Source organism: Rhodococcus sp. Leaf278, from assembly GCF_001426085.1.
Classification (GTDB): domain Bacteria; phylum Actinomycetota; class Actinomycetes; order Mycobacteriales; family Mycobacteriaceae; genus Rhodococcoides.
The window spans coordinates 126,030-149,631 of the sequence record NZ_LMRR01000008.1; the positions used below are offsets into that span (position 1 = coordinate 126,030).

The 23,602-nt window shown below is 64.6% G+C and carries 22 protein-coding genes; 13 read left to right on the forward strand and 9 right to left on the reverse strand.

The features are described 5' to 3' along the window. The first annotated feature begins 23 nt into the window (after positions 1-23). From ASG84_RS10070 to ASG84_RS10085, 4 genes are read left to right on the forward strand one after another with little or no spacing between them, the layout of a single operon-like run. Positions 24-1,025, forward strand: coding sequence for an Acg family FMN-binding oxidoreductase (locus tag ASG84_RS10070; protein WP_057476882.1), 1,002 nt, complete (start codon positions 24-26; stop codon positions 1,023-1,025). After that, a complete protein-coding gene (locus ASG84_RS27385) occupies positions 1,022-1,903 on the forward strand; it encodes a universal stress protein (RefSeq protein ID WP_057476883.1) in 882 nt (293 codons plus the stop codon). The genes ASG84_RS10070 and ASG84_RS27385 overlap by 4 nt, the downstream gene beginning before the upstream one ends. Next, complete coding sequence (locus tag ASG84_RS10080) at positions 1,900-2,394, forward strand: hypothetical protein (protein ID WP_057476884.1); 495 nt, start codon at positions 1,900-1,902, stop codon at positions 2,392-2,394. The genes ASG84_RS27385 and ASG84_RS10080 overlap by 4 nt, the downstream gene beginning before the upstream one ends. Further along, positions 2,387-3,265 carry a universal stress protein gene (locus ASG84_RS10085; protein WP_057476885.1) on the forward strand — a complete coding sequence of 293 codons (879 nt, stop codon included), beginning with the start codon at positions 2,387-2,389 and terminating at the stop codon, positions 3,263-3,265. The genes ASG84_RS10080 and ASG84_RS10085 overlap by 8 nt, the downstream gene beginning before the upstream one ends. Before the next feature lies 1 nt (position 3,266). Here ASG84_RS10085 and ASG84_RS10090 read toward each other — a convergent pair whose 3' ends face one another. Together ASG84_RS10090 and lppU are read right to left on the reverse strand one after the other, a co-directional pair. Further along, positions 3,267-4,703, reverse strand: a complete 1,437-nt coding sequence (locus ASG84_RS10090) for a DHA2 family efflux MFS transporter permease subunit (protein ID WP_057476886.1) — start codon at positions 4,701-4,703, stop codon at positions 3,267-3,269. Next, entirely contained in the window at positions 4,700-5,305 is a 606-nt protein-coding gene (gene lppU / locus ASG84_RS10095) for an LppU family putative lipoprotein (RefSeq protein ID WP_057476923.1), read from the reverse strand. The genes ASG84_RS10090 and lppU overlap by 4 nt, the downstream gene beginning before the upstream one ends. Before the next feature lie 104 nt (positions 5,306-5,409). Between lppU and ASG84_RS10100 the strand changes: the two genes are divergently transcribed. Together ASG84_RS10100 and ASG84_RS10105 are read left to right on the forward strand one after the other, a co-directional pair. Next, entirely contained in the window at positions 5,410-6,459 is a 1,050-nt protein-coding gene (locus tag ASG84_RS10100; RefSeq protein WP_057476924.1) for an ATP-dependent DNA ligase, read from the forward strand. Between the two features lie 2 nt (positions 6,460-6,461). Then, entirely contained in the window at positions 6,462-7,547 is a 1,086-nt protein-coding gene (locus ASG84_RS10105) for a DNA polymerase domain-containing protein (RefSeq protein WP_057476887.1), read from the forward strand. A gap of 85 nt (positions 7,548-7,632) precedes the next feature. Here the strand turns inward: ASG84_RS10105 and nhaA are convergent, their stop codons facing one another. Then, positions 7,633-9,489, reverse strand: a complete 1,857-nt coding sequence (gene nhaA, locus ASG84_RS10110; protein WP_057476888.1) for a Na+/H+ antiporter NhaA — start codon at positions 9,487-9,489, stop codon at positions 7,633-7,635. Between the two features lie 207 nt (positions 9,490-9,696). Here nhaA and ASG84_RS10115 point away from each other — a divergent pair, with 207 nt between their 5' ends. Both ASG84_RS10115 and ASG84_RS10120 read left to right on the forward strand, forming a co-directional pair. Continuing rightward, the gene (locus tag ASG84_RS10115; protein WP_057476889.1) at positions 9,697-10,722 is read left to right on the forward strand and encodes a zinc-binding metallopeptidase family protein; all 1,026 of its coding nucleotides are present in this window, start codon (positions 9,697-9,699) and stop codon (positions 10,720-10,722) included. Positions 10,723-10,823: 101 nt separating this feature from the next. After that, on the forward strand, positions 10,824-11,564 hold the full coding sequence (locus ASG84_RS10120) for a GAF and ANTAR domain-containing protein (protein WP_200936540.1): 741 nt from the start codon (positions 10,824-10,826) through the stop codon (positions 11,562-11,564). A 4-nt stretch (positions 11,565-11,568) separates the two neighbouring features. Here ASG84_RS10120 and ASG84_RS10125 read toward each other — a convergent pair whose 3' ends face one another. Genes ASG84_RS10125 through ASG84_RS10140 form a run of 4 tightly spaced genes read right to left on the reverse strand, consistent with a single transcriptional unit; the run spans position 11,569 to position 14,697 of the window. Continuing rightward, complete coding sequence (locus ASG84_RS10125) at positions 11,569-12,234, reverse strand: class I SAM-dependent DNA methyltransferase (protein ID WP_057476890.1); 666 nt, start codon at positions 12,232-12,234, stop codon at positions 11,569-11,571. Next, the gene (locus ASG84_RS10130) at positions 12,231-12,980 is read right to left on the reverse strand and encodes a PIG-L deacetylase family protein (RefSeq protein WP_057476891.1); all 750 of its coding nucleotides are present in this window, start codon (positions 12,978-12,980) and stop codon (positions 12,231-12,233) included. The genes ASG84_RS10125 and ASG84_RS10130 overlap by 4 nt, the downstream gene beginning before the upstream one ends. Then, the gene (locus ASG84_RS10135) at positions 12,974-13,969 is read right to left on the reverse strand and encodes an acyl-CoA dehydrogenase family protein (protein ID WP_235581611.1); all 996 of its coding nucleotides are present in this window, start codon (positions 13,967-13,969) and stop codon (positions 12,974-12,976) included. Before ASG84_RS10135 ends, ASG84_RS10130 begins: the two co-directional genes overlap by 7 nt. Beyond that, positions 13,966-14,697 carry a glycosyltransferase gene (locus ASG84_RS10140; RefSeq protein WP_057476892.1) on the reverse strand — a complete coding sequence of 244 codons (732 nt, stop codon included), beginning with the start codon at positions 14,695-14,697 and terminating at the stop codon, positions 13,966-13,968. Before ASG84_RS10140 ends, ASG84_RS10135 begins: the two co-directional genes overlap by 4 nt. Before the next feature lie 298 nt (positions 14,698-14,995). On the opposite strand from ASG84_RS10140, the gene ASG84_RS10145 reads away from it, so the two are divergent. The 5 genes from ASG84_RS10145 (at position 14,996) to ASG84_RS10165 (ending at position 20,287) form a co-directional block, all read left to right on the forward strand. Then, positions 14,996-15,904, forward strand: a complete 909-nt coding sequence (locus tag ASG84_RS10145) for a L,D-transpeptidase (protein ID WP_057476893.1) — start codon at positions 14,996-14,998, stop codon at positions 15,902-15,904. 133 nt (positions 15,905-16,037) lie between these two features. Next, positions 16,038-16,970: a carbohydrate ABC transporter permease gene (locus tag ASG84_RS10150; RefSeq protein ID WP_200936541.1), complete on the forward strand. Its 933-nt coding sequence runs from the start codon at positions 16,038-16,040 to the stop codon at positions 16,968-16,970. Next, entirely contained in the window at positions 16,967-17,851 is an 885-nt protein-coding gene (locus ASG84_RS10155; protein WP_057476894.1) for a carbohydrate ABC transporter permease, read from the forward strand. Before ASG84_RS10150 ends, ASG84_RS10155 begins: the two co-directional genes overlap by 4 nt. A 28-nt stretch (positions 17,852-17,879) precedes the next feature. Beyond that, positions 17,880-19,208 (forward strand): ABC transporter substrate-binding protein, encoded by a 1,329-nt coding sequence (locus ASG84_RS10160; RefSeq protein WP_057476895.1) that lies wholly within the window; start codon positions 17,880-17,882, stop codon positions 19,206-19,208. Next, positions 19,208-20,287, forward strand: a complete 1,080-nt coding sequence (locus tag ASG84_RS10165; protein ID WP_057476896.1) for an ABC transporter ATP-binding protein — start codon at positions 19,208-19,210, stop codon at positions 20,285-20,287. The genes ASG84_RS10160 and ASG84_RS10165 overlap by 1 nt, the downstream gene beginning before the upstream one ends. Here the strand turns inward: ASG84_RS10165 and ASG84_RS10170 are convergent. Further along, positions 20,265-21,590: a cytochrome P450 gene (locus tag ASG84_RS10170; RefSeq protein WP_057476897.1), complete on the reverse strand. Its 1,326-nt coding sequence runs from the start codon at positions 21,588-21,590 to the stop codon at positions 20,265-20,267. The two genes, ASG84_RS10165 and ASG84_RS10170, sit on opposite strands and share 23 nt — an antisense overlap. Before the next feature lie 31 nt (positions 21,591-21,621). Beyond that, positions 21,622-23,580 carry a M13 family metallopeptidase gene (locus ASG84_RS10175; RefSeq protein WP_057476898.1) on the reverse strand — a complete coding sequence of 653 codons (1,959 nt, stop codon included), beginning with the start codon at positions 23,578-23,580 and terminating at the stop codon, positions 21,622-21,624. Positions 23,581-23,602: the final 22 nt, after the last annotated feature.

The following is a 23,602-nucleotide window of genomic DNA, read 5'->3' on the forward strand; positions in this document are numbered from 1 at the left end:
GCGGTGGAGGTCGAGGAGAGACGATGAGTGATCAGCCGGATACGGCCGTGGTGGAGATGCTGGTCGAGCTTGCGTGTCGGGCACCGTCGGTGCACAACAGTCAGCCGTGGCGGTGGACCTACTCCGCACGTGGCCTCGATCTGTACACCGACAGTTTGCGGGTGCTCGGGGTGATAGACCCGACCGAGCGACAGATGGTGTTGAGCTGTGGGGCAGCGTTGGACCACCTCGACAAGGCCGCGGCGGCGTTCCGGTGGACGACCGAGATCGATCTGTTGCCCACACCGGGTGCGCCCGATCATCTCGCGCACGTTCGCTTCGTCCACGACGCGCATCCTCGCTCGCACGAGTTCGATCTGTTGGCTGCGATCAACCGCCGCCACTCGGATCGACGGGCCTTCGGACCGGTTCCCGGCAATCGTATTTTGACGCGGTACCTCGGTCGGGCGCAGTACGGCACGGAGATGACAGTTCTGTCGGCCGAGTCGAAACAGACGTTGGCGAAGGCCTCGACACTGAGCGCGGGCGTGAGAAAGTACGACGCGACCTATCAGGCGGAGATCAGATGGTGGGCCGGGCACTCCTTCCGCTCGGGAGGAATTCCGCCGGAGGCACTGACGAACCGGGCTGAGGCATCGAGGGTGCAGGTCGGGAGAGAATTTCCCGAACCGCATCGGGTTGCCAGAACGGTCACGACCGAGCCGGTCGAGGACGAGTCCACGGTGGTGTTGCTCGGCACGGCATCGGACGAACGCATGGATTGGCTGCAATGCGGCCGAGCTATGTCCGCATTCCTCTTGGCAGCGACCGCGGACGGTCTGGCGACATGCCCCTTGACGCACATGACGGAACAGTCGGGGAGCAGGCGCCTGGTCGAGTCCCTGGCTCCGCGAAACGGTCTGGCGCAGGTGCTGATTCGAGTCGGCACCCCCATGATCGGCTCGCCGCCACCCCGAACTCCGCGACACGCCGTGGCGTCGGTACTGACTGCGCCGGCCCGCACACCGAACAGGAGACGATCGTGATTCTTGCAGCTCATCAGAAAATTGTTGTGGGCGTGGATGGTTCGCCCAACAGTGTCAGCGCCGCTCTCTGGGCGGCGACCATCGCGGAGAGGCTGGATTCTCCGATGCACATCGCCGAGGCCGTGCAGCAGCCTGCGCTCTACTCGGGTGAGCCCGCATCGGTGATACCGAGGGAAGTGTGGGACGAGCAGCGTCGCAAGGCCGAACTCGTCGTCGCCGACGTTGCTACTGCTGTGCTGGCCCGGCATCCGAACAGTGCAGTGACCACCTCGGTGGAGGAGACGTCCGCCTGCGCAATGATGGTCGAACTCTCACGTACCGCGCGCATGCTCGTCGTCGGTAATCCCGCGTCGGGGCCGATCGTGTCCGCATTGTTCGGGAGTACGGCGCAGGAGGTCTCGAACGCAGCCCAGTGCCCGGTGATCGTGTGGCGGGAGGGATCCCACGCCGTCGACGCGCCGATTCTCGTCGGTATCGACGGCAGTGCGACCAGTGAGGTGGCCGTCGGGCAAGCCTTCGATCTGGCCTCGTCGTTCGGCGTACCGATGATCGCAGCGCTGGCCTGGAACTCGCTGTCGCAGGGAGCGGCGCTGTCTCTGCCCGGATCACCCGACGGAACGGAGATCGAGCGTGAACAGCGGTTGCTGATGTCCGAATGTCTGGCCGGGTGGGCCGAGAAATATCCGGATGTCAGTGTCGAACATGTTGTGCAACAGGGAAACCCGGCACACTTGCTGGTCGACCTGTCCAAACGAGCCGGTCTGGTGGTGGTCGGCAGTCACGGTCGAGGAGTGGTGGCCAGGGCACTGTTCGGGTCGACCAGTAGCAATCTCACACGGCACGCTCATTGCCCGGTGATGATCTGCAGAGACCGATGACGAACCGCACCGTACCGAACAGCGTGCGCGGCAGCGACGAGCGTCGACGAATTCTCGACTCGGCCTCTGCGCATCGCCTCGCACGACGAGCGACAGTTGCTCGCCTGATCGGCCACGACCACTTCGGGCCGACCATCGATGTCGTGTCCATCGTCTGGATCGGGACTCGGGTGTACTTCTACGCCGACGGGCGATCACGGTTGGGACGCAGTGTGCTCGATTCCTCGATCTTCTTGGAGGTCGATGCCGAGGATGACGCTGGCATGACCGACTCGACTGTGGTGATACACGGAATCGCCCGTGCAGTCGTGGATGCGCGACTCGATGTCCTCGAACAGCTTCTGCCGCGACCACATTCGGACGGTCCACCGATGTACAGAATCGTCGAAGTGAGGCCGACATCGATTTCGGGGGTCGAACTGGAGCGCTGCCCGATCGTGAACGACAAGGATCGCCACGTAGCCATCGAGACAGGAAGATCACATGAGTAATTCCACCGCCCGCACGCTGCCCATCGTCGTCGGTATCGACGGCTCGGCCGAAGCCGAGGCTGCAGCTCGGTGGGCTGCGAGGTACGCAGACAAGGTCCACGCGACCGTACGGCTCGTTCACGCTGTGCCGGTGGGGGACTGGTACGGGTCGGCGGCATTCGTCGACGGCGGCGCACTGGAGCGAGATCTTCGAGCCATGGGCCGTGCGCAGTTGGTCCGGGCGGAGGCGGCGATTCACGACGTAGCACCCGCGGTCACCGTGGAGACCGCCGCCGTGGACGGCACCATCGCGTCGTACGTGGCCGACGCCGGTGCAGACATGGTCGTGCTGGGATCGCGGAAGTCGAACGCGATCCGCGATCTGACTCTCGGCAGCAACTCACTGCGTGTCGTGACGCACGCGCACTGCCCGGTATTGCTGCTTCGCGGCGAGAACGAGAGGGTCGAAGCAGTCCGCCCGATCGTCGTCGGGATCGACGGCAGCGAGCAGTCCGATCGAGCACTCGGCATCGCGTTCGAGATGGCCGACAACCTGGGCGCGCCGGTGGTCGCGGTCAACTATTGGGGATTTCCCGCTCAGCCGGGGCTCGGAACGGGATTCGAAGGCATCGACTGGGTGGGCATTCGCGAACACGAAAAGCGTTGGCTCGATACGCATGTGGAGACGATGCACGAGAAGTATCCCGGGGTGACACTGACGACCGTGAGCGCCCAATCGAGCCCGACGCGCGGTTTACGTGCGATGTCGGCGACGGCGTCGATGCTCGTGGTGGGCTCTCGTGGCCGAGGTGCACTCCGCGGTGCGATTCTGGGGTCGGTCGGTCAGAATCTCGTGCACCACGCGGACTGCTCGGTGATGATCGTGCGCTGAGTCAGTCGCTTCGGCGCGGAGCCATCGGTGGTGAGGCCATGTCGCAGTGAGGCGGACAGTCTGCCGTAGGTGCGTTTCCGCCTCGGATCAGTACCGCAGCGATGACGGCACCGAGTAGCAACAGTCCGGCACACAGGAGCATCGCTGTGTGGAAGCCCGCCGAGAACACCTCCGGTGCAGAGTAATCGGAGCCGGCGATACCTGCCAGGGCAGGCAGTGCAGCCACCGCCAGAAGTTGGCTGGTGCGGGCCACGGCGTTGTTGACCCCCGACGCGATGCCGGCTCGGTCGGTGGACACCGCGCCCAGTACGGCTGCGGTCAGTGGGGCGACCAGCGCGGACAGGCCGAGACCGAATACGACAACCGCAGGCAGAATGTCTGTGAGATAAGTGGATCCAGGACCGATGCGCAGCATCAGCAGCAATCCGAGAGCCGACAGCAGCGGCCCGACCGTCATCGGAATTCGTGGTCCGATGCGCCCGGCCAGTCTGCCCGCGCGGGCCGACAATACGAGCATCAGCGCGGTGATCGGCAGCGTCGAGACTCCGGCCGCGATGGGCGAGTAGCCCACGGCGAATTGCAATTGCAACACCAGCAGGAAGAACACTCCGCCCAGGGCCGCATAGACCGTGAACGTGACGAGGTTGGCCGCCAGGAACACCCGGGAAGCGAACAGTGCCGGCGATACCAGGGGATCGTGCGAGCGGCGCTCGATCAGCACGAACACCCCGACAGCAACGACCCCGAGTATCAACGCCACGGTGTGCGACTCGATCAACCCGTACGTGAGCAGACCCAGCGCCGCCGCGACCGTCACCGCGCCTGGCACGTCGAGGCGACCGGACGCGTGCGGATCCCGGCTCTCCGGAACATGTTTCGCGGCGACCAGCACGACCACGATCGCGAGTGGGATGTTGATCAGGAACACTGCTCGCCAGCCGACGGCGTCGACCAACCAGCCGCCGAGCAGTGGACCGATCGCCGACGCGACGCCGCCCAGGCCCGACCACAGCCCGATCGCCGCGCCCCGATCCTCGGCCTTGATGGACGCCGAGATCAGCGCCAGCGAGCCGGGAGTCAGCAACGCCGCGCCGACGCCTTGCAGCAGCCGCGCCGCGATCAGCACCTCGATGTTGGGGGCGAGGCCGCACAGCACCGACGCGGCCGCGAACCAGACGGTGCCCCAGACGAACACCCGTCTGCGGCCGAGCCGGTCGCCGAGCGAACCGCCCAACAGAATCAGCGATGCCAGGGCGAGGGTGTAGCCGCTCAGAGTCCATTGCAGACCGGTGACTCCGGCACCGAGGTCGCGGCTGATCGCGGGCAACGCGATATTGACCACGGTGGCGTCGAGCATCGCCAGAGCAGAACCGAGCACGGTGGCCGCAACGATCCACCGCCCCCTGGCACTGGAGAGTGCGATGCCCTCAGCGGTCACAACCGTTCTACGCAGACGACGAAGTTACGGGTCTCTTTCTCGTACCCGTAGAGAGCCGGGTCGGGGCAGTCGTCGACCGAGGAGGTGCCCTGCAGGATCGTCACGACGCGGCGAGTATCGGCACCGGGCGTGGCGCAGTCGACGCGTTGGGCGAACTCACCGACGATGTCCATGCATCCGTCGACGATCCAGTCGATGTCGAGGCACAGGGCTCCCTGTTCGATGTCGAAGTAGGTCTCGTAGTAGTACTGATCGGCGTCCGCGGGGCACTCGGCCGATGTCGGTGTCTTGGCGAAGACGACGTAGTTGGACTCGGGCGATCCACAGGCGGCGTTTGCGATGGTGGCCTCGTCGACCGTTCCGCCGAGGTTCACGCATTCGCCGATCTCCACATCGATGTCGACGCTGCCGCCGTCGTCGATGTCGGGGGTCGGGGCGCTCGTGGTGGTGCGAGGGGCGCTGGTGGTGGTGGGCGCGATGGTGGCACCCGAGATGGCGACGGCGGTACCGGATACTTCCGAGGCGCACCCGGCGAGTACCAGGGCCGCGCACGCCGTCAGCGCGAGAACGAGAGCGCGGACCGAACGGTTGGATGACGCCATGGTGAGTCCTGCCCTCGTGAATTCGACCGTGCTGTGTGCATCGATCGTCTGTAGGTAGAAAATATCGGACTCGGTTGTCGGTCGCATGAGGCAGGATGATCTGCGTGGATCTTCCTCTTTCCGTGCCGGTCGCGCCGATGCTCGCCAAAGCCGCAAAAGTGGTGCCGGCCCAGCCCGAGGACGGGCCACCGTTGTGGTCCTACGAGCCGAAATGGGACGGTTTTCGCGCCATCGTCTTCCGCGATGGCGACGAGGTGGTGCTCGGTTCACGCGGGGGCAAGGACCTGGCCCGCTATTTCCCGGAGTTGGTCGAGGCGGTCAAGGCCGAGCTGCCGGAGAAAATCGTCGTCGACGGCGAAATCGTCGTTCCCCGGGAGAAGAACGGTTCCACTCGCCTGGATTGGGAGTCGCTGTCGGAGCGCATTCATCCCGCGGCGAGTCGGGTGACGATGCTCGCGGAGAAGACACCCGCACAGTTCATCGGATTCGACCTGTTGGCCGTCGGCGACGAGGACCTGACGAGCGAGCCGTTCTCGACGCGCCGAGCGAGATTGCTCGACGCGGTCGGCACGGGTGGGCCGAGCTGTTTCGTCACCTCGGCCACCGATGATGCTGCGGTGGCCGAGGATTGGTTCGAGCGGTTCGAAGGTGCCGGGCTCGACGGGGTGGTGGCCAAGAAGCTCGACGGGGTCTATCTGCCCAACAAGCGCGAGATGATCAAGATCAAACATGCCCGCACCGCAGACTGCGTGTTGATCGGGTATCGGATTCACAAGTCCGGCAACGGTATCGGATCGCTACTGCTCGGTCTCTACGACGGTGACGATCTCAGGATGATCGGCGGCGCATCGGCGTTCACCGACAAGAGGCGGCTGGAATTGCTCGAAGAACTCGAACCGCTCCGACTCGGCGAGGACGTCACCTACGACGGGGAGGCGACGCGCTGGAACTCGTCGAACGACCGCAACTGGATTCCGGTGCGCATCGAGCGGGTCATCGAAGTGGCCTATGACCAGATGGAAGGGGCACGGCTGCGGCATGTGGCCCGGTTCCTGCGCTGGCGACCGGATCGTGATCCACGCTCGTGTGCGTACGACCAGCTCGAGGTTCCGGTTCGCTACGACGTTGCCGATGTCATTGCCGGGGGACGATAGCCATGGCTGCGAAAACACCACCGGCATTCGTGCAGGTCGGCGAGCGCGAAGTACGAGTGTCGAGCCCCGATCGGGTGATCTACGAGGCGACCGAGCGCACTCCGGAGATCACCAAACTGCAGGTGTGCGAGTACTTCGCCGCCGTCGGCGAGCCGCTGATGCGGGCCATCGGCGACCGCCCGACCGCGATGGAGCGATGGCCCGACGGCTATCGCGAGGGCATGCGGTTGGCGCTCGGACCACAGGACAAGGAGGGTGACGGCTTCTATCAGAAGCGGTTGCCCAAGGGTGCGCCCGAGTGGATCGAGACGGTGAAGATCGCGTTCCCCAGCAAGCGCACTGCCGAGGAGTTGTGTCCCTCGGAGCCGGCTGCGCTGGTGTGGGCGGCTCAGATGGGCACGCTGACCTTCCATCCGTGGCCGGTGCGACGACCGGAGGTCGACCATCCCGACGAGCTACGTCTCGACCTCGATCCGCAGCCGGGCACTACGTTCGCGGACGCACTGCGAGTCGCCGACGTGACGCGGGAGCTGTTGGAGGAGTTGGGCTTACGCGGCTTCCCCAAGACGAGCGGTAATCGGGGCATTCACATCTACGTGCGCATCGAACCCGAGTACACCTTCGAGCAGGTGCGGCACGCGGCCATCGGTCTGGGGCGTGAACTCGAGCGTCGTGACGATGGGGTCACTGTCAACTGGTGGAAAGAGGAACGCGGAGAACGCATCTTCATCGACTACAACCAGAACAACCGTGACCGGACGATCGCCAGCGCATGGAGTCTGCGGGCTCGACCGGGAGCGCCCGTCAGTACTCCGATGACATGGACACAGCTGGCCGACGTCACCGATCCGCGTGAGTTCAACCTCGTCACAGTGCCGGAACTGGTGCAGAACGGCGACCCGTGGGCCGACATGGATTCCCAGGCCTACTCGCTCGAACCCCTTCTCCACCTGTGGGAAACGCTGCCGGGCGGGGAGTTGAACTTCCCACCCGACTATCCCAAGATGCCCGGCGAGCCGCCGCGTGTGCAACCGTCGAAGAAAGTCGCCGAGCACTGGGATGCGGAGGGAAACCGCACCGAGTCCTGACGAGGCCGGGCAAGGTTGCACACTACGAGGCCGTATCGACGGGATCCGGTCGATACGGACGCGTCGAGTGCAACCCTGCCCACGCTCACATGGATTCGAGTTCCCGGATCAGCGTCGCCGCGTCGTATGGTCCGACGTGGCGGGTCAGGTTCTTGTCACCGCGACCCAGGTAGAACGTCGGAGTGCCACCCACGTCGGAGGAGGTAGCGTCGAGTTCGTCGTCCTCGACGCGGACCACGTAGTCGCCGGTGCGGATGTCGTCCTCGAAACGGTCCATGTCGAGGCCGAGTTCTCGTGCATAACCGTCGATGTCGTCGGGCTCGAGGGCGTCGCTGTTGCGGAACAGCACGTCGGCCATCTCCCAGAACTTGCCCTGCGCCGACGCGGCCTCACTGGCGTAGGCCGCGTAGCGAGCGTGGGGGTGGTAGTCGTCGAGCGGCAGGTGTCGGTAGACATACCGGAGGTCGTCACCGAAGTGCTTGCGTACCTCGGCGACGCTGCCGGTTGCCTTGCTGCAGAACGGGCACTCGAAATCGGCGTACTCCACGATCGTCAACGGAGCGTCGACGGGCCCGCGGATGTGATCGCGCTTGGCGCTGACCGGACGCAGAATACGCAGCGATGCTTCGGCTTTCGGCGGGTGAATCTTTGCGTCGATACGGAACAGAATCCAGCCGAGCAGTGCGGCGATCACCGAGGCCGCCAACACGCCGACGCGCGCCTCGTCGGCCAGTAACGGATCGTCGAGCGCGAGGTCGATGATGAACAGCGAGATCGTGAATCCGATTCCGGACATCGCGGCACCACCGGCGATGTGCGACAGCGTCAGTCCGGGAGCCAGAGCCGACGGCCTCAATTTCGCGAAAACAGCCGAGGCAGTCGTGATTCCGACGAGCTTGCCCAGCACAAGTCCGGCGATGATGCCCCAGGTGAGCGTCGACGTCGATGCAGCCTTCAGGGTGTCGGAACTCAGCACCACCCCGGCATTGGCAAGCGCGAAGATCGGCACGATGATGAAGGCCGTGTACGGCTGATAGAGCCGCATCAACCTCTCGTTGACCGAGACTGCTTGATCCAGGCCGAGTCTCGCGGCTCGCGCGTATTCGGGATTCGGTGATTGACGGAAGGCGCGGGTGAGGTCCGATGCTCGCTCCACCTCGGAGCGGCGCGGCGGGTAGACCGGGAGAATCAGCGCGATCATCACGCCGGCGAGGGTGGGGTGCACTCCCGACTCGTACATCGCGATCCACGTGAACAGTGCGACGACGAAGTATCCGACACCGCGCCACACCTCGAGCCTGCGCAGCAGGAAGATCAGTCCGAGCCCGATGAACGCCAACACCAACGGCACCACGTCGAGGTCGTCGGTGTAGAAGAACGCGATGATCGCCAGCGCGCCCACGTCGTCGGCCACGGCGAGCGTGAGCAGAAAGATCCGCAACCGCGCGGCCTTCTTCGGGCCGAGCACCGCGAGTGCCCCGAGCAGGAACGCGGTGTCGGTGGAAATGACGACACCCCACGCCTGCGCTGCCGGGCCGGAGGGATTGAAGGCGAGGAACAGCAGCGCGGGTGCGGCCAGTCCGGCGAGTGCGGCCACGATCGGGATGGCGGCGCGTGATCGGTCGGTGAGCTCACCCATCGCGAACTCACGCTTGACCTCGAGACCCACGACGAAGAAGAACAGCGCCATGAGCCCGTCGTTGACCCAGTGGGCCAGATCGAGAGAGATGCCGTGCTCGCCGATGGTGACCGAGAGTTCGGTGTGCCAGAACGACTGATACGTGTCACCGAGTGGTGAGTTCGCCCAGATCAGGGCTATCAACGTGGCAGCCAGCAGGAAGCCCGCAGCCAAGGTTTCGCTGTTCTTCTCGCCGCGAGCCCGCGAAATCCGTTCGACGAATCGCGCCATCGGGCGGTCCGTCGGCGTGATCTGATCTGCCATCTGCAGTCCGAGTCCTTCTTCGAGGAGTGTTGTGAAGCAGTCTGTACCAACACCGTCGTCGGCGCTTTCCTTCCGCCTACTCGAGTAGGGTTGTCGGGCCGCGAGCCAGCGACGGGAGAGATGTGCACGACATATTCGGGAAAAGGCATTAGTCCGCGGATAAACGGGAATACGAGCCCGACTCACCCCTGCCACGAAGGAACATCCATGCGTGATTTCATCTGCCGCAAATGCGGACAGAAGCTGTCGTTCGAGAACTCACTGTGTCTGAGCTGCTCGAGCGCACTCGGCTTCCATCTGCCGAGCAGGGCGCTGCTGGTGCTCCCGGACAAGGCCGACGACGGCGTCGCCGAAGCAGAGGTGGACGGCACGACGTGGAAGATGTGCGCCAACCTCAACACCGCGCGATGCAACTGGTTGGTCGACACCGCCGACGCCGACGAGCTGTGTGTGTCTTGCCGACTCACCCGAACCCGGCCGGCCGACGACGATGTCGACGCGATGGCCGCCTATGCCGACGCCGAGACGAACAAGCGTCGCGTCGTTCTCGAGCTCACCGAACTGGGCCTGCCGATCGTGGGACGGGACGAGGACCCATCGACAGGTCTGGTGTTCGATCTACTCTCCAGCGCCGACCAGCAGGTGATGACCGGCCACGACAACGGTCTGATCACTCTCGACCTGGCCGAGGGCGACGACGTGCACCGTGAGCAGTTGCGGGTGGCGATGTCCGAGCCGTACCGCACCCTGGTCGGGCACTTCCGGCACGAGATCGGTCATTACTACCAGATGGTGTTGGTCGGCGACGGTGAGCATCGCGCAGCGTTCGAGGAACTGTTCGGCGATCCGGATTCGAGCTACCAGGACGCACTCGATCGCCATTACAGCGAGGGTGCGCCCGACGGCTGGGAGGACAATTACGTCTCGTCCTACGCCACCATGCACCCCGCAGAGGATTGGGCCGAGACCTTCGCGCACTACTTACACATCCGCGACACCCTGGACACGGCGGCGGCCTTCGGTATGGCACCGGCCGGTTCGACGCTGGAGAGTCCGCTGCCCGGTGACGTCGGCTTCGATCAGATCATCGACTGGTGGCTGCCCCTGTCCTGGGCCTTGAACCAGATCAACCGTTCGATGGGTCACCAGGATCTGTACCCGTTCGTGCTGCCGGCGACCGTGGTGAAGAAGATCGGGTTCGTGCACTCTCTGATCGCGCCCAGCACACTCTGACGCTCCGCTAACGGTTCGTGACCTTTGTTGCCCGGGGCGTACCCTATGTTGTCGGCATGCCGCCGATACGGGGTACGTCCCGTGTGCAGCAGTAGGACGAGGTGACCACCATCAGCGAGCAGACACTGAACTCGTCGGGGGCAATCCCGCGGGTTACCGACTTCGACCTCAGTCGACGGCTGGCCGAGGTGGCGGAGAAACTGCGGCGTCAGCATTCGGATCCCGATCGGGTTCTGGCCGTCATCACCGAGTCGGCGGTGGCCAACGTCCCCGCTGCGGAATTCGCCTCCATCACCACCGTGCTGCAGGGAAAGTTCGTGCACAGTGCGGCAGTCTCGGGCGAGCCTGCCGGGCATTGCGACAGGATTCAGGAGCAGCTGGGCGAGGGCCCCTGCCTCGAATCGGCCGTCGAACAGACGACCATCAGAATCGACGACATGGACAGCGACGCCCGCTGGCCACTGTTCGCAGACGCCGCGTCCGCGCTCGGGGTCAAGAGCATGATCTGCTTCCAGCTCTACGTCGAGGGCATCAACTTCGGCGCGTTGAACCTGCACTCCACCCGAACCGACGCATTCTCGGACGAGGCCGAATCCATCGGCTCATTGTTCGCTGCCCATGCCGCTATCGCGTTCTCCACCGCACGCGAGGAGCAGCAGATCCGGGCCGCGCTGACGAGCCGCGACCTGATCGGTCAGGCCAAGGGCATGTTGATGGAACGGTACAACCTGAACTCGCAGGCAGCATTCGCGTTGTTGGCCAAGCTTTCTCAGGACACCAATGTCAAACTTGCCGACCTCGCCGAACAACTGGTGATCGACGCGGCGAAATCCACCGACTGAGCAGTCAGCGAACGTCCAGGCCGTCCGTACTCGCGACCGACACCGCGGGACCGTCCGAGACGACGAAGACCTCGATGCGGACATCCTCGTCGAGGTAGCGGCTCAGCAGTGCCAATCCTGATGTTGCGGCGATGATCTCGTGCACTCGATCGCCTGAGATCGGATAGTCGTCCACGTCGTGACGCCAATGCGCAGCCATCAGCGTTCCGCCGGTCTCCAGATGATCGACGACGCGATTCATCGCCGACGCCAGATCGGCGGTATCGAGGTAGTACCCGACCTCGCTGATGACGATCAGGTCGAAGGGCACCTCGGCGTCGGGCAGGGTCGACCAGTCGTCCGTCAGAGACCACAGTGCGAATTCGACCGCAGCAGAGTTCGATACGCGTGCCCGAGCAGAATCGAGGGCACTGCGCACCACGTCGGTCGAGACCACGTGCTCGCACCGGGTGGCCAACTGTTCGGTGAGTACACCGATCGAACAACCGGGCTCCAATGCCCGCCGATACTGCGGCTTGGGGAGCGACGCCATGGTGAGCGCGTACTTGCGCCGCTCGTACCACTTGCTGTCGAGCATGAACGGATCATCCTTTACCGCATAGACATTGCGGAAGTAGTCGGCGCCCAGGCTCGTTCGAGAATTGGGGCTCGTTCCAGAACTCCGGGTCATGCGAACACCACCTCGAACGGTCGCCGATAGCGGGCCAGGATGTGCGGCGGCAACACGGCTCGATCCGCGGGGTGATCGGACAGCGGCCGGATCTGAGAGTCGAACTGCTCGATGGATGCTCGTTTGGCCTCGCGGGTGTGCGGAGGAAGGTCGATGCGACGGCACCGTGTCCACGGCACCGCCGGATGCTCTGGAGTTGCCCAGTGCCACATCCAGATCGGGTATTCCACCACCGGTATACCTACTGCGTTCGCCGCCGTGAGACAGGCTCTCGCGGTGGCTTCGTGATCGGGATGGCCGTCCCCGCGCCACGGCGTCAGGCACCAGGTACCCGGGGCGGCATCGAGCAAGGGCATCAACGCGTCGGCCACTGCACCTTCGTGGTGTTCGACGGCGCCGTCGGTGATGTGCAGACGCGTCGGAGAGTGGTCGATCCCCAGCTCGGCAAGTGCGCGTTCGGATTCGACGGGGCGTCGCACACGCAGGTCCTCGGCCGTCACCGTGGGGGAACCGGGATGCGAGCCGTCACCGTCGGTCACCGCGACAACCCGCACGTCGACGCCTGCCGCGGCCGCCAACGACAGCAAGCCGCCCACCCCGAGAATCTCGTCGTCCGGGTGCGGGGCGACGACGACCATGGTGACGACGTCGTTCCACTCGAGACCGGGGAGGGACCAATCGGCGGTCATCCAGTCCGATTCTGCGGTGCCGACATCGACTTCGGCGTCGAAGGCGTTGTCTACCATGGGTTGTCCTCCTCGGCGATGTCGCGTCCGAGGGCCTCGAGGTCGCGCTCGGCATGGCTTTGCCGCAGATAGACGGTCAGGTCGGCGACGCGTCCGGCATGCTCGCCGTCGCTGCACAGGGGGCCGGCACCGAGAGCCCGACCGACGCGGTCGATGCACTGCGTGGCGGCATCCTCGACGACAGCGCGCACGATCCGGGCTCGCGTTCGAGCGCGACCGGTGCGGTCGAACGGATCTGCGTCCACCTCGGCCGCCGCGGTGGTCAGCGCGCTCGATGCTGCGCCGAGTGCCGCCGCGATGGCACCGAGATGGGCCGCGCGATGTGGATCCGGCCGCTCTCGCACTGCAGCGTGCAGGGTGTCCGCGACAGCGCATGCGCTGCCGAACCACGCCGCCGACACCCCGATCGCCCCGTGCCAGAACCCCGGTCGAGTCAGGTAGTCGGTCGGACCTCCGACGGTGACGGCGGGGACAGCGTCGAATGCGACCGAACCCGAATCACTGTCGCTCATGCCCACGGCATGCCAGGTGTTCGGTACCGGGGCGACGCCTGGATGTGTCAGATCGACGGCGAACAACCGGGGACTTCCGTCCACGCGGGCGGTCACCAGCGCGTGCGTGCACAGCGATGCGCCGGAGCACCACGGCTTGGTTCCGGTCAGAACCCAGCCCGAATCCTGCTGTGCCGCTTCGAGGATCGGAGCCGGTGGTTCCGCGGCCCACACGCCCCAGATCTGCCCGCGCTCCGGCGTCGGGCCGTCGAGTTCGTGCAGGATCGCGATCGCGTCGGTGTGCGCTTCCGACCACCTGCCGAGAACGGTGTTGTGCCGGCTGAGGGCGGCGAGCGATTGCCATCGCAGGTCTGTGTAGCCCGACCCGGGCAGCGCCAGGTCGAGACGCCCATCGGCTTCGAAAGCCAGGAAGGCTGCGCGCAACCCGGTGTTCTGTGTCGGGGGGTCGAGCGAATCTCGGATATATGTATCGATCATGCGGAAGGCTCCAGAGAACGAAGGAATTCGGCCATACCGTCGGGCGCTCTGCCGCGGAGACGCCCCGACGTGGTGACCGAGATGTCGCACACCCGACGGCACGCGATGCCGCCGAGTTCGAGGCGTCGGACCAGATCGTGATCCTCGCCGGTGGCCAGCGGCGCGAATCCGCCGACGGAGAGGTAGTCCGTCGCTCGGATGCCCAGATTGGCGCCGTGTACGTGTGGATGGCCGAGTTCGTGTCGGTAATGCGCGTCGTATGTCGTTTGCAGCCGGACGTCTTCTTCGACGCGGCCCTCGAACTCGACGGACACCGTTCCCGCCACCGCCCGTGCGCCGTCGGTGGCGTGCCTGAGATGACCCAGCAACCAGTCCTCGCCCACCTGGGTGTCGGCGTCGGTGGTAGCGAACCAGGTGGTGGCTGCGAATTCTGCCGTGTGCTTCGAGAATCCTGCTGCCCGGGCAGCGCCGACGTTGCGGTGCGCGACCGTCACGGTCGACACCGAGGGGTGACGAGCAGCGATCGAGGCGGAGTCGTCGGTGCACGCATCGAGCACGACGATCGTCGATACGGTCACCGGAGCCGCTTCGACGACGCGACGCGTTGCCCGCGACAGGGCCGTCAGGCAGGCGTCGAGCAGATTCTGTTCGTTGTGGGCCGGAACGACGACGACGATGTGGCTGACGGGGTCACGGCTGGGGAGATGGGGAGAAACTTCGACGACCACGGTCCACCCTTTTCGGACACCGGACTCTTCAACAGTCCGCAAACGCGACGCCGCCGGTGTCTGGACGGATGAGGTTCTTTCTCTAGTACCCGTTCCCGGCCCATCGACACCTGCCCTCTGGCCTGCGCAGACAGTGTCCGGGTCGGGTTGGCGCAAGCTACTCGTACCCGGGGTTTCTTTCGGCCGTTTCGGAAATATCCGATTAGCAAATGTCCGAGTGGTATGTGTTAATGGGCGTTGCCCCGCGGCAGCACTGCTGATGGGCATCACGACGCAGTACGAAGGATGGTCGGGTCACATGGCAACACAGGTTCGCACTCGCAGATTCGCCCGTATCGGGGCAGTCGTCGCAGGTACAGCCCTTGCTGCATCTGCAGCATTCGGATCGGCGCAGGCCGCACCGCTGTGGCCGGGTGGCCCGGACGTCTCCATTCCCGGCTTGCCCGGATCCTCTGACCCCGCAGCCCCGGCACCGCAGCAACTGGTTCCGCAGGTCGCACCCGCCAACTTCGCCGATCCGAGCATCAGCCCGTCCGGCGGCGAGGTCGTCGGAGTTGCGCAGCCCATCGCCATCCGCTTCGACGAGGCCATCGGCGATCGTGACGCTGCACTGCGGGCCATACGCGTCACGACGAACCCGTCCGTCGACGGCCACTTCTACTGGATCAACGACACCCAGGTGCGGTGGCTGCCGAACGAGTTCTACCCGGCGCATACCCAGGTGACCGTCGAAGCGGGCGGCGCGAAGGCGGAGTTCTCCACCGGCGACTCGATCATCACCACGGCCGACGACAACACCAAGCAGATCACCGTCACCCGCAACGGCGAGGTCGTCAAGACCATGCCCACCTCGATGGGCAAGGTCGACCACGAAACTCCGAACGGCACCTACATCGTCGGCGAGCGTTTCCGCGACATGTACATGGACTCGTCCACCTACGGCGTCCCGGTGGACTCCGAGGAGGGCTACCGCACCTACGTCGAGTACGCCACGCGCATTTCCTACAGCGGCATCTTCGTGCACGCTGCCCCGTGGTCGGAAGCGCAGCAGGGGTACTCCAACGAATCGCACGGCTGCCTGAACGTCAGCACCGAAGACGGCAAGTGGTTCTTCGAGAACGCCCAGAAGGGCGACCCCGTCATCGTCGTCAACACCGACGGCGGCACCTTGAGCGGATCCGACGGCCTGGGAGACTGGAACCGCTAGAGCGGCTTCGCCGCACGTGCACGGCAATTCGTAGCCCACTACGAAGTTCCGCTCACATAGGTTGGTCTGCGCGACGGTACACGTTGGGGCTCAGTTCACCGTTCGTTAGCCGAGACTGAGCACAGTCCTCGCGGTGAGTGCAACAACCGAACGAGTGCTGCCCACGGCGCAGAAGAAGAGCTTCTTCTCGCGGCCGTGGACCGATTACGCACTGTTCCTGATTCTCGTGGGCCCCAACCTGGCCCTGCTGGCGGTGTTCACGTATCGGCCGCTGGTGGAGAACTTCCAGTTCTCGTTCTTCGACTGGAACCTGTCCTCACCCACGTCCACGTTCGTCGGCTTCGAGAACTACCGCGAGTGGGCCTCCCGCGACGACACCTGGCAGATCGTCGGCAACACCGTCGTGTTCACGGTCGCGGCCGTCGTCGGGTCCCTGGTGCTCGGCCTGGTTCTCGCCCTGCTGCTGGATCGAAAGCTCAGGGGCCGCAACTTCGTTCGCTCCGCCGTGTTCGCCCCGTACGTCATCTCCGGCGCCGCCATCGGCATCGCATTCCAGTTCGTCTTCGACCCCAACTTCGGCCTGGTACAGGACCTGATGCGACGCTTCGGCCTCGGCGCGGTCCCGGATTTCTACCAGGACCCCAAGTGGGCGATGGTCATGATCACCGTGACGTACCTGTGGAAGAACCTGGGCTACACCTTCGTCATCTACTTGGCGGCTCTGCAGGGTGTGCGCAAGGAACTGATGGAAGCGGCCGAGATCGATCAGGCGAGCCGCTGGACCACGTTCCGGAAAGTGCTTCTACCGCAACTGCGTCCGACGACGTTCTTCCTGTCGATCACCGTGCTGCTCAACTCACTTCAGGTCTTCGACATCATCAACGTCATGACACGCGGAGGTCCACTGGGCACCGGCACCACGACGATGGTCTATCAGGTCTACGAGGAGACGTTCCGCAACTTCCGGGCCGGCTACGGCGCGACCGTCGCGACGATCCTGTTCCTCGTGTTGTTGATCGTCACTCTTGTGCAGGTACGAATCATGGATCGGGACGATCAGCGATGACAGTGGTGAACAAGCCCGCGACGGCCACGGCGAAGAAGACCTCCGGCGACCCGCAGCGCACGCGCCGCAGCGCGAACATCCTCGGATACGCGGCCATGGTTGCCGTCCTGCTGATGATCGGGCTGCCGCTGTTCTGGATCCTGATCACCTCGTTCAAGGACCGCCCGGACATCTACGTGCAACCGGTCACCTGGTGGCCCAGCGTCTTTCACCCGCAGAACTACGACGAGGCGACGACGGAGGTGCCGTTCTTCACCTACCTGCGCAACTCGATCATCATCACCACGGCCGTATCGTCCATCAAGTTCGTTCTCGGGGTACTCAGTGCCTATGGTCTGGTGTTCCTGCGGTTCCCGGGCAAGAACATCGTCTTTCTCGTCATCATCGCCGCGTTGATGGTGCCCAACCAGATCACCGTCATCTCGAACTACTCGCTCATCTCCGAGTTGGGTTGGCGAAACTCGTTTCAGGGCATCATCATTCCGCTGGCAGGTGTGGCCTTCGGTACCTTCCTGATGCGCAATCACTTCCTGTCGTTGCCGCCGGAGATCATCGAGGCCGCGCGGATGGACGGTGCCGGGCCGGTACGGCTGATGTTCCGGGTGATCCTGCCGTTGTCGGGTCCGACGATGGTTGCCTTCGCGATCATCACGATCGTCACCGAATGGAACGAATATCTCTGGCCGTTCCTGATGTCCGACGACTCGTCGGTCGCACCGCTCCCGGTCGGATTGACGCTGCTCCAGAACAGCGAGGGCTACACCAACTGGGGTGCGGTCATGGCGGCGACGGTGCTGACCATTCTGCCGATTCTTCTCGTTTTCCTCGTCCTCCAGCGCCACATGATCAAGGGCCTCACCTCCGGTGCGGTCAAGGGCTGATTCACCTCACTATCAGGAGTCGAACACCATGGCACACATCATCAATCGGCGTGGCTTCCTCACGCTCACCGGTGCGGCTGCGGCCGCCGCAGCTCTCGCGGCGTGCAGCGGCCCCGGATCGGGCTCGTCCGGCGGCGGCGGCGGTGTGGAAGGCGATGCGAACACCATCAATTTCTGGTCGAACCACCCAGGCAAGTCGCAGGAGTTCGAGAAGGAACTGATCTCGCGGTTCCAGGCACAGAACCCGGGCCTGACGGTGAACCTCATCGACGGCGGCAAGAACTACGAGGAGGTGTCGCAGAAGTTCAACGCGGCACTCTCGGGCGACGACGTGCCCGACGTCGTCGTCCTCTCGGATGTCTGGTGGTTCAACTACGCGCTCACCGGTGCGATCGAGCCTCTCGACCAGCACTTCTCCGCGGCGGGAGTAGACCAGTCCGACTACGTGGATTCGCTTCTTGCCGACTACAACTGGAACGGCAACCACTGGGCTCTGCCGTACGCGCGCTCGACGCCGCTGTTCTACTACAACAAGGCCGTCTGGTCTGCTGCCGGCCTGCCTGATCGTGGACCGGCCACGTGGCAGGAATTCGACGAGTGGGGCCCGCGCATCCAGGCCGTCGTCGGAAACGGCAAGCTCGCCCACGGTTGGGGCAACGCTGTCGACTACCTCGGGTGGACGTTCGAGGGACCGATCTGGACGTTCGACGGGGCGTACTCCGATCAGTTCCAGCTGAAGTTCGACGACCCCAATACCATTGCGGCAGGCAAGTTCCTGCAGGACATGATCCACACCAAGAAGTACGCGGCAGTCTCCAACGACATCGCCAACGACTTCGCCGCCGGTATCCTCGCGTCCACCATCGCATCCACCGGCGACCTGTCCACGATCAAGGCCGGTGCCGCGTTCGAGTTCGGCACCGCGTTCCTGCCCGCCACCGCGGGAACACCGGGCTGCCCCACCGGTGGTGCGGGTCTGGCCATCCCGGCGAAGATCTCGGAAGAGCGAAAAGTGAACGCACTCAAATTCATCGACTTCGTCACCAACGGTGCCAATACCGCCTACTTCTCGCAGAACACCGGGTACATGCCGGTCCGCAAGTCGGCGCAGCAGGACCCGTCGGAGATCGCATTCCTCGAGGCCAACCCCAACGCCAAGACGGCCGTCGATCAGTTGGCATTGACCCGCTCGCAGGACTACGCCCGCGTCTTCGTTCCCGGTGGGGACAAGATCATCGGTAGTGGACTCGAGCAGATCGCACTGCAGAACGCCGATGTGGCAACGACATTCGCGTCCATCTCGGAGCAGCTGCAGCAGATCATCGACCGCCAGATCACCCCGAAGCTGCCGAAGTAATGGCCGCCGTTCACTACGCCGGTGTCTCGCATCGGTATCCGGGAGCCGAGTCGCTCGCTGTGGACAGCCTGGAACTCGACATCGCGGACGGTGAATTCATCGTCCTGGTCGGGCCCTCGGGCTGTGGCAAGTCGACGAGTCTGCGGATGCTCGCCGGCCTCGAATCCGTCGAAAGCGGTCACATCGACATCGGCGGAGTGGACGTCACCTCCTTGGCACCGCGGGCCAGGGATGTCGCGATGGTGTTCCAGAACTACGCGCTGTATCCCAACATGACCGTCGGCGACAACATGGGCTTCGCACTGCGCAACGCCGGAATGAGCAAGGCGGACACTGCAGCACGGGTGCTCGACGCGGCGAAGATGCTCGAGCTCGAGCCGCTGCTGAATCGCAAACCCGGCAAGCTCTCCGGTGGCCAGCGCCAGCGAGTAGCGATGGGGCGCGCCATCGTGCGTCAGCCCAAGGTGTTCTGCATGGACGAGCCGCTGTCCAATCTCGATGCCAAGCTGCGCGTGTCGACCAGAGCCCAGATTGCCGGTCTACAGCGGCGATTGGGCACCACCACGGTCTACGTCACCCACGATCAGGTCGAGGCCATGACGATGGGTGACCGGGTCGCGGTGCTGCTCGACGGCAAACTGCAGCAGATCGCGGCTCCGCGAGAGCTGTACGACAACCCCGTCAACACGTTCGTCGCGGGGTTCATCGGTTCCCCCGGAATGAACCTCGTCGACGCCCCCGTGCACGACGGCGCTGCCGTACTCGGCGAATTGCGCATCCCGGTCCCGTCCTCGGCACGCGAGCGCGTGGTCGTCGGGATTCGCCCCGAATCGTGGGATCTGGTGGGTGAAGGCAGCGGTCTGAGCCTCACCGTCGAGCTGATCGAGGAACTGGGTGCGGAGTCGTTCGTGTACGCATCCGCACCCAGCCCCGACGGTGGGTGGACGACGCCGTCCGGACGTATCTCGGTTCGCGTCGACCGCAAGCTGTCCATCGCCCTGGCCGAAACCGTTCGACTGGTGCCCAAGCTGGACGAGTTGTTCTTCTTCGACGCCGCTACCGGCCTGCGGTTGTCGTAGCCGGCTCACCGAGAGCCGGTTCACCGAGATCGATAGGGAGAGTGGCCCATCCGTGTAGGACGCGGGTATTGCGGCGGGTTCCCTCGCCTGCCGAGCGTAGGTGCGGGAACCTGTCGAACAGCGCTTTGAGGCCTACTTCCGATTCGGCCTTGGCCAGTGCTGCGCCCAGGCAGTAGTGGCGGCCGCCCGAGAACGACAGGTGCTTACCTGCGTTGGCTCGGGTGACATCGAATCTGTTCGGGTCCTCGAATACCAGTGGGTCTCGGTTGGCACCGGCGAGCACGAGGATCACCAGCGATCCCTCCCTGATCGGCACGCCCTCGACCACGACGTCGTGTTTGGCGGCCCGTGCGGTCAGCTGCACCGGAGATTCCATCCGCAGCATTTCGTCGATGGCGGTGGGCCAGTGCGACGGATCCTCCTGCAGCACAGCGAGCTGATCGGGGTGATCGAGCAGCAACCGAATTCCGCTGCCGAGCAGGTTGACGGTTGTCTCGAATCCTGCCGCTAATACCAATCCTGCAGTGGCTCTCAGCTCTTCGTCGTTCAGGCCGATGCCCTCGTCCTTCGCGGCGATCAGCTGACTCATCAGATCGTCGCCGGGATTGCGGCGCAGCTCGCTGACGTGCTGGGAGAGCCACGCATCGAACCCGATCAGCCCGCGCTCGACCTGCTTGAACTGGCTCCAGGACAAACCGATGTCGAGGCTCGGTGCGGCCATCTCACCGAATTCGAGCACCCGCTGGTTGTCCTCGACCGGAACGCCCAGGATCCGCCCGATCACCGCGACCGGCAGGCGCGCGCAATAACGATCGACGATGTCGACAACCGGAGAACCGTCGGACAGCTCGTCGAGCAGTGCATCCGCGGTCTCCTGCACCTGGTCACGCATCTGCGCCACGGCCCGAGCGGTGAACACCGAGGACACCAGTTTGCGGTACCGCGTGTGATCGGGCGGTTCGACGGAGAGGAGGGAGGGCGGCAGAATCGGGTGCAGTGCACCGGATCTGGTGTGTCGTTCGATCCACCGCAGCGGTGCGGGCAAGGTACCGCCCAGTTGCGTGACCCGGAAGTCGTCGGAGCGGAGCAAGTCGAATGCCACCCGATGGTGCACGGTGATGTTCGAGATGCGGGTCTTCACCAGCGGCGCCTTACGGCGCAGCATTTCGTAGACCGGCGTGGGATTGGCCCGCGTCGCCGGATCGGCGACCAGCATGGCCTGTGGGTCACCCGCCGCCGCCGCGCGCTTGGCCCCGAACCGGATGACCCCGTGCGCTGCGAGCCATCGTACGAATTCCCTCATCCGAACACCCTCCCCTTGTTCCTACGCGGTATTACCAGATCTTGACGCGCTGCCCCGGCTCCAAGTACAGCGCATCTCCGGGCTGTACGTCGAAGGCTTGGTGAAAACTGTCCAGATTGCGCACGACGCCGTTGCACCGGAACTCCGGCGGCGAGTGCGGATCGACGGCGAGACGACGGATCGCCTCGGCGTCTCGTGCCTTGGTGCGCCACACCTGCGACCAGCCGAAGAACACCCGCTGCAATCCGGTCAGGCCGTCGAGCACCGGGGCTTGTTTGCCTTCGAGCGAAATTTCGTATGCGGCGACCGCGATGGACAGGCCACCGAGGTCGCCGATGTTCTCACCGATGGTGAACTCGCCGTTGACCTTGTGCCCGGGCAGCGCCGCGGGCTCGAACTCGTTGTACTGCTCGATCAGGGCCGTGGTGCGCTTGCCGAACTCGGTTCGGTCGCTGTCGGTCCACCAATCGACCATGTTGCCGTCGCCGTCGTACTTGGCACCCTGGTCGTCGAATCCGTGGCCGATCTCGTGGCCGATCACCGCTCCGATGCCGCCGTAGTTGGCCGCGTCGTCGGCCTCCGGGTCGAAGAACGGTGGCTGCAGAATGGCTGCGGGAAAGACGATTTCGTTCATGCCGGGGTTGTAGTAGGCATTGACGGTCTGCGGCGTCATGAACCACTCGTCGCGATCGACCGGACCGCCGAGCTTGTCGAGATCGCGCTGGTGGTCTGCGGTATAGCCGCGGCGGTAGTTACCGAGCAGGTCGTCGGCGCTGATCTCGACGCCCGAGTAGTCGCGCCAGCGATCGGGGTAGCCGATCTTCGGGGTGAACTTGTCGAGCTTGTCCAGAGCCTTCGTGCGTGTCTCCGGACTCATCCATTCGAGCTCGGAGATGTTGCGGCGGTACGCCTCGGTGAGGTTCTCGACGAGCACCTGCATCCGCGCCTTGGAGTCGGCGGGGAAGTGGCGTTCGACGTACAGCTTGCCGACGGCCTCGCCGAGAACGTCCTGCACCAGGGAAACTCCACGCTTCCAGCGCTCGCGATTTTCCTCGGTGCCGGTCAGCGTCGTTCCGTAGAACGCGAAGTTCTCGTCGACGATTGCGCTCGTCAGGAACGGTGCGCGCGAATGGACGACGCGCCAGGCGAGCCACGCCTTCCAGGCCGCGATGTCCTCGGAGGCCCACAGTGCAACGAAAGTGCTGAGGAACGACGGCTGCCGCACGACGATCTCGGCGAACTGCTCGGTCGTGGCTCCGAGGCCGGAAATCCATGCCGCCCAATCGAATCCGGGTTCGCTCTCGACGAGGGTGTCGAATTGGACGAGGTTGTAGCTCTTCTCGGCATCACGCCTGGCGACGACATCCCAGTGGCCTGCCGCGATTTTTTTCTCCAGGTCGAACACCGTCTGGGCGTCGTACTCGATACCGCTGAGCGCGAACATCTTCGAGATGTGTGCGATGTAGCTCGTACGAATCTCCGCGTAGTCGTCCTGGCGGTAGTACGACTCGTCGGGCAGACCGATACCGGACTGGCTGAAATGCACGAGGTAGCGGTCGGACTGCTTGGCGTCGGTGTCGACGTACTGGCCGATGCCACCGCCCACGCCGGTGCGCTGTAGCGAGCCGAGAACGCCTGCGAGCGTGACCGGATCGGCCGCGTCGGCGATGGCGGTGAGCTCGTCGGCGATAGGCGAGACGCCGAGCTGCTCGGCACGGTCGGCGTCCATGAAGCTCGAGAACAGGTCGCCGATCTTCTGTGCGTCGCTGCCCACGGGGGGATTCGCGGCGGCGGACTCTTCGATGATGGTCTGCACGTCCACTTCGGCGCGGTCGTACAACGTCCGGAAGGCTCCGTCGACTGCGCGGTCCGCGGGGATGTCGTAATCCTCGAGCCACTTGCCGTTGACGTGCACGAAGAGGTCGTCCTGTGCGCGTGTGTTCTCGTCCTGGTAGCTGAGATCGATGCCCGAGTTCACTACTGAAGTCATGCGTCCATCTTTACACTCTTGC

Excerpts from the sequence above, each read along its gene's own strand:
- ASG84_RS10070 (WP_057476882.1), top strand. The coding sequence starts at position 24 with ATGAGTGATCAGCCGGATACGGCCGTGGTGGAGATGCTGGTCGAGCTT.
- ASG84_RS10080 (WP_057476884.1), top strand. The coding sequence starts at position 1,900 with ATGACGAACCGCACCGTACCGAACAGCGTGCGCGGCAGCGACGAGCGT.
- ASG84_RS10085 (WP_057476885.1), top strand. The coding sequence starts at position 2,387 with ATGAGTAATTCCACCGCCCGCACGCTGCCCATCGTCGTCGGTATCGAC.
- lppU (WP_057476923.1), bottom strand. The coding sequence starts at position 5,305 with ATGGCGTCATCCAACCGTTCGGTCCGCGCTCTCGTTCTCGCGCTGACG.
- ASG84_RS10105 (WP_057476887.1), top strand. The coding sequence starts at position 6,462 with ATGGCTGCGAAAACACCACCGGCATTCGTGCAGGTCGGCGAGCGCGAA.
- nhaA (WP_057476888.1), bottom strand. The coding sequence starts at position 9,489 with ATGGCAGATCAGATCACGCCGACGGACCGCCCGATGGCGCGATTCGTC.
- ASG84_RS10115 (WP_057476889.1), top strand. The coding sequence starts at position 9,697 with ATGCGTGATTTCATCTGCCGCAAATGCGGACAGAAGCTGTCGTTCGAG.
- ASG84_RS10125 (WP_057476890.1), bottom strand. The coding sequence starts at position 12,234 with ATGACCCGGAGTTCTGGAACGAGCCCCAATTCTCGAACGAGCCTGGGC.
- ASG84_RS10130 (WP_057476891.1), bottom strand. The coding sequence starts at position 12,980 with ATGGTAGACAACGCCTTCGACGCCGAAGTCGATGTCGGCACCGCAGAA.
- ASG84_RS10135 (WP_235581611.1), bottom strand. The coding sequence starts at position 13,969 with ATGATCGATACATATATCCGAGATTCGCTCGACCCCCCGACACAGAAC.
- ASG84_RS10145 (WP_057476893.1), top strand. The coding sequence starts at position 14,996 with ATGGCAACACAGGTTCGCACTCGCAGATTCGCCCGTATCGGGGCAGTC.
- ASG84_RS10155 (WP_057476894.1), top strand. The coding sequence starts at position 16,967 with ATGACAGTGGTGAACAAGCCCGCGACGGCCACGGCGAAGAAGACCTCC.
- ASG84_RS10160 (WP_057476895.1), top strand. The coding sequence starts at position 17,880 with ATGGCACACATCATCAATCGGCGTGGCTTCCTCACGCTCACCGGTGCG.
- ASG84_RS10165 (WP_057476896.1), top strand. The coding sequence starts at position 19,208 with ATGGCCGCCGTTCACTACGCCGGTGTCTCGCATCGGTATCCGGGAGCC.
- ASG84_RS10170 (WP_057476897.1), bottom strand. The coding sequence starts at position 21,590 with ATGAGGGAATTCGTACGATGGCTCGCAGCGCACGGGGTCATCCGGTTC.
- ASG84_RS10175 (WP_057476898.1), bottom strand. The coding sequence starts at position 23,580 with ATGACTTCAGTAGTGAACTCGGGCATCGATCTCAGCTACCAGGACGAG.